General features: G+C 72.6%; 2 protein-coding genes. Both read left to right on the plus strand.

Going from position 1 to position 5876, the window contains the following annotated elements:
• On the plus strand, positions 1–1552 hold a 1552-nt coding region (locus tag GWI24_RS39390), incomplete at its 5' end, for a beta-ketoacyl reductase (RefSeq protein WP_210950832.1).
• A 52-nt stretch (positions 1553–1604) separates the two neighbouring features.
• The coding region (locus GWI24_RS39395) for a type I polyketide synthase (RefSeq protein ID WP_210950833.1) at positions 1605–5876 on the plus strand (4272 nt) is incomplete at its 3' end.

A 5876-nucleotide genomic window follows, 5' to 3' on the forward strand; every position in this document is an offset into this window, starting at 1 on the left:
TGACTACCACGCCTACGACCTGGCCCAGGTGGATCCCGACCGGGTGGCCACCATGCTCACCGAGCTGGTGGCGCTGTTCGAGCGGGGCGCGCTGAAGCCGCTGCCGGTGCGGACGTGGGATGTGCGGCGGGCGCCCGAGGCGCTGCGCTTCATGAGCCAGGCCCGCCACATCGGCAAGATCGTGCTAACCGTGCCCAGGCCCCTCGACCCGGGCGGAACCGTGCTGGTCACGGGCGGTACGGGCACCCTCGGCGGGCTGTTGGCCCGTCACCTGGTGGCCGAGCACGGCGTACGTCACCTGCTGCTGACCAGTCGCCGGGGCCCGGAGGCGGCGGGCGCCGCCGACCTGGTGGCGGAGCTGACCGATGCCGGGGCCACCGCGGAGGTGGTGGCCTGTGACGCGGCCGACCGCGACGCGCTCGCCGCCGTCCTCGCGGCCGTCCCCGCCGACCGTCCGCTGACCGGTGTCGTCCACGCGGCCGGGGCGCTGGACGACGGGCTCATCGGGGCGCTGACCCCGGAGCGGCTGGAGAAGGTGCTCCGCCCGAAGGCCGATGCCGCGCTCAACCTCCACGATCTCACCCGCGACCTCGACCTGTCCGCCTTCGTGCTCTACTCCTCCTTCGCCGGAGTGGTGGGCAACCCCGGTCAGGCCAACTACGCCGCCGCGAACACCTTCCTGGACGCCCTCGCCGCCCGCAGGCGCGCGGCCGGACTGCCCGGCGTATCGCTCGCCTGGGGCCACTGGGAACAGTCCAGCGAACTCACCGGACAGCTCGACCAGGCCGACCTGGCGCGCCTCGCCCGCTCCGGCATCGTGCCGATGTCCTCGGGGCTCGGACTCGCGCTGTTCGACGCGGGCCGCTGGATGGCCGAACCGCTGGTGGTCACCTCGCGCCTCGACGTCCCGGCGTGGGCGTCGGGCACGGACAGCGAGGTGGTCCGGGCGCTGGCGCGCGGGCTGGCGGTGGCCGGACCGGTGCGCCGGGCGCGGGCCGCGCAGGCGGCGGACCAGGGCGCGGACGGTCCGGCTCTGGAACGGCGGCTGGCCGGGCTGTCGGAGGAGGAGCGCACAGCGGCGCTCGTGGACCTCGTACGCACCCATGTGGCGACCGTCCTCGGCCACGGCTCGGCCGCGGCCGTCGAGCCGGACCGCGCGTTCAAGGAGCTGGGCTTCGACTCCCTCACCGCCGTCGAACTCCGCAATCGGCTGGGCGCGGCGACCGGGCTGCGGCTGCCCGCCACCCTCATCTTCGACCACCCCACGCCGGGTGCCCTCGCCGGCTTCCTCCTCCAGCAGATCTCCCCGGAGGACCAGCCGGCCGGGGCGGACACCCTGCTCGCCGAACTGGCCAAACTCGAAAACGCCTTCACCGGTATCACCACGGACGACGACGAACACACCGTGATCGCACGGCGTCTGGAAAACCTGCTGTCGACCTGGAAAGAACTGGGCGCGGCGAAGCGCGAGGCCACGTCGGCCGACCGTCTCAAGTCGGCATCCGCTGACGAAGTCTTGGATTTCATCAACAACGAGCTCGGGATTTCCTGAGAGATATTTCCGCAGCCGAAATCCCATCTAGCTCGGAGGAGGACCGCGTCAGATGACGAACGACGAAAAGCTGGTTGACTACCTGAAGCGTGTGGCAGCCGACCTGCACGAGACTCGTCAGCGTCTGCGTGAAGTCGAGGAGCGGGACAACGAGCCGATCGCGATCGTCGGCATCTCCTGCCGGTTCCCCGGCGGCGTCGCGTCGCCCGAGGACCTGTGGCGGCTGGTGTCGGAAGGCACCGACGCGATATCGGACTTTCCGACGGACCGCGGCTGGGATATCGAGGGAATCTACGACCCCGACCCCGAGGCCGTCGGAAAGACCTATCTGCGCAAGGGCGGATTCCTCTACGAGGCGGGCGATTTCGACGCCGAGATGTTCGGGATATCGCCGCGCGAGGCCCTTGCCATGGACCCGCAGCAGCGGCTGATCCTCGAATCCTCCTGGGAGGTTTTCGAACGCGCCGGAATCGATCCCACCTCGCTGCGGGGCAGCAAGACCGGTGTCTTCGTCGGCGCGGCCGGCACCGGATATCTGACCAATATGCAGCGGGTGCCCGACGGCGTCGAGGGATACACCGGTACCGGCTCCTTCGTCAGCGTCGTCTCCGGCCGGGTCTCGTACAGCCTCGGCCTGGAAGGCCCCGCTATCACTGTCGACACGGCCTGCTCGTCGTCGCTGGTCGCGCTGCACATGGCCGTGCAGTCGCTGCGTTCCGGCGAATGCTCGCTCGCGGTCGCGGGCGGCGTGGCCGTCATGCCGACGCCGTGGGTGTTCGTGGACTTCAGCCGTCAGCGCGGACTGGCCCGTGACGGCCGCTGCAAGGCGTTCGCGGAGGCCGCGGACGGCACCGCGTGGTCCGAGGGCGTGGGCACCCTGCTGGTCGAGCGGCTGTCCGACGCCCGGCGCAACGGCCACCAGGTGCTGGCCGTCGTCCGCGGCTCCGCCCTCAACCAGGACGGCGCGTCCAACGGCCTCACCGCCCCCAACGGCCCCTCCCAGCAGCGCGTCATCCGCGCGGCCCTGGCCAACGCCCAACTCGCCGCCGACGAGGTCGACGCGGTGGAGGCCCATGGCACGGGAACGACGCTGGGCGACCCGATCGAGGCGCAGGCGCTGCTGGCCACCTACGGCAAGGCACGTTCCGAGGACCGGCCCGTGTGGCTCGGCTCCATCAAGTCCAACCTCGGCCACACCGCCCACGCGGCCGGCGTGGTCAGCGTCATCAAGATGGTGATGGCGCTCCAGAACGACGCGCTCCCGCCCACGCTCCACGTCGACGCCCCCTCGTCCCACGTCGACTGGTCGTCGGGCGCGGTCAAGCTGCTGACGGAGTCCGTGGACTGGCCGCGACAGACCCGTCCGCGCCGGGCGGGGATCTCCTCCTTCGGCATCAGCGGCACCAACGCCCACCTCATCGTGGAGGAGGCGCCGGAGCCGGTGGCCGGGCAGGACGATACCCCGCGGGAACCGGACCCCACCGCCGCCACGGGCGAGCGGCGCCTTGACCTGCCCGTGGTCCCGTGGGTGGTCTCCGGCCGTACGCGGGACGCGCTGCGGGCCCAGGCCGGGCGGCTCGCGGCCCATCTGCGCGCCCACCCCGAGCTGGACGCCACCGACCTCGGCCACACGCTCGCCACCACACGGGCCGCGTTGGAACACCGGGGCGTGGTGATCGCCGCCGACCGGGGCAGCGCGCTCACGGGGCTGATGGCCCTCGCCGAGGGCCTGACCGCACCGGAGTCGGTGTCCGGGACGGTACGGTCCGGGGCTTCGCGGACCGTCTTCGTGTTTCCGGGTCAGGGGTCGCAGTGGCGGGGGATGGCGGGGGGTTTGCTGGAGTCCTCGCCGGTGTTCGCGGAGCGGTTGGCGGAGTGTGATGTGGCGTTGCGTCCGTATGTGGACTGGTCGGTGGTGGATGTGGTGCGGGGTGGCGAGGGTGCCGCTTCTTTGGATGACGTGGTGGTGGTGCAGGCGTCGTTGTGGGCGGTGATGGTGTCGCTGGCGGCGGTGTGGCGTTCGGTGGGTGTGGAGCCGGCGGCGGTGGTTGGTCACAGTCAGGGTGAGATCGCGGCGGCGGCGGTGTCGGGGGCGCTGTCTTTGGAGGATGCGGCGCGTGTGGTGGTGTTGCGGGCGCGGGCGATCGCGCAGGGGCTGTCGGGCCGGGGCGGGATGGTGTCGGTGCCGTTGCCCGCCGAGCGGGTGCGGGGGTGGCTGGAGCGCTGGGGTGAGCGGGTCTCGGTCGCGTCCGTCAATGGGCCGTCGTCGACGGTGGTGTCGGGTGAGCCGGAGGCGTTGGATGAGTTGCTGACCGTGTGCGAGGCGGACGGGATCAGGGCGCGTCGTATCGCGGTGGATTACGCGTCGCATTCCGCGCAGGTGGAGTCGATCCGCGAACAGGTCGTCGGCGCGTTGGAGGGGATCGAGCCGCGTCAGGGCGAGGTTCCCTTCTACTCGACGGTGACCGGTGGGGTCATCGACACCACCGGCCTGGATGCGGAGTACTGGTACACCAATCTCCGTCGGACCGTGCGTTTCGATGAGACCGTGAGGGCGCTGGTGGCCGATGGTTTCGGGTTCTTCGTGGAGTCCAGCGCCCATCCGGTGCTCACCGTCGGCCTTCAGGAGACGTTCGAGGACACGGCCGCCGACGCCGTCGCGCTGGGCACCCTGCGCCGTGACGAGGGCGGCCCCGAGCGGTTCCTGACCTCACTCGCCGAGGGCTACGTCCAGGGACTGCCCGTCGACTGGGACGCGGTGTTCGCGGGGAGCGGTGCCCAGCGGCTGCTGGGGCTGCCCACGTACGCCTTCCAGCACAAGCGCTACTGGCTGGAGTCCCAGGCCCTCTCCACCGCCGACGCCACCGGGCTTGGCCTCGGCGCCGCCGACCACCCGCTGCTGGGCGCCGCCGTGCGGGTGGCCGGCGAGGACCAGTTGCTGCTGACCGGGCGGCTGTCGCTGCAGACCCACCCCTGGCTGGCCGACCACGCGGCCCTCGGCACCGTCCTCGTCCCGGCGGCGGCCTTCGTCGAACTGGGGCTGCGTGCCGCCGACGAGGTGGGCTGCGAACTGGTGGACGAACTGACCCTGGAGGCGCCGCTGGTGCTGCCCGAGCGCGGCGGCGTCCAGGTGCAGCTTTCGGTGTCCGCTCCCGATCCGGCGGGCCGCCGCGAACTGGCCGTCCACTCCCGCCCCGAGGACGACGCCACCGACGAGCCGTGGACGCGCCATGCCACCGGTGTGCTCGCCGCCGAGCGCGTTCCCGCCCCCGACGGTCTGGTGGCGTGGCCGCCGCCCGGTGCCGAGGCTGTCGCGGTCGAGGACTTCTACGATCGGATCACCGACGCGGGCTACGGCTACGGCCCGGCGTTCCAGGGCCTGCGGGCCGCGTGGCGCGGCACCGACGGGGCCGTGTACGCCGAGGTGGAGCTGGCCGAGGCGCAGAGCCAGGAGGCGGGCCGGTTCGGCCTCCACCCGGCGCTGCTCGACGCCGCCCTCCACCCCGCCGCGCTGCTGAACACACCGGCCGGGGACGCGGATGAGCTGCGGCTGCCGTTCTCCTGGTCCGGCGTGTCGCTGTACGCGGTCGGCGCCACCAAGCTGCGGGTCCGCGTTCGCCCGGCGGGCGAGGACACCGTGGAGGTCACGGTCGCGGACCCGTCCGGCGCCCCCGTCGCCACCGTCGACTCCCTCGTCCTGCGCCCCGTGTCGCCCGAGCAACTGCGGCAGGCGAGCGACCCGACCCGGGACGCCCTCTTCCGTATCGACTGGACGGCCCTCCAGCCCGCCACCGAGACCCCCGACTGGGTCACCCTTGGCCCGAACGGGGACTACGAGGACGTTCCGGCGCTGCTGGCCGAGCTTGACGCCCGGGCCGCGGACGCGCCGCAGACCGCCGTCGCCGTCCTCGACACCGTGCCGCACGACCTCGACGGCGCGCTCCCCGGCCTCGTGCACACGGCCACCACCCGCGCGCTGGAGCTGGTGCGCGCATGGCTGGACGACGCCCGGCTGGATTCCTCGCGCCTGGTCGTGGTGACGCGGGGCGCGGTGTCCACCGCGCCGGGCGAGGACGTGGCCGACCTCGTGCATGCCCCGGTGTGGGGCCTGCTGCGCGCCGCCCAGTCGGAGAACCCGGGCCAGTTCGTCCTGGCCGACCTCGACGGCGCGGCGGACGACTGGCTCGCCGCCGCCGTCGCCACCGCCATCGAGCTGGACGAACCACAGGTGGCGGTACGCGAGGGCGCCGTCCTCGCACCGCGCATGACCCGCGCCCCGCACACCCCGGCTCAGTCGCCCGCGGTCGACTCCGAGGGCACCGTC

It is taken from the genome of Streptomyces sp. MK37H (assembly GCF_018035285.1).
Taxonomy (GTDB): Bacteria; Actinomycetota; Actinomycetes; order Streptomycetales; family Streptomycetaceae; genus Streptomyces; species Streptomyces endocoffeicus.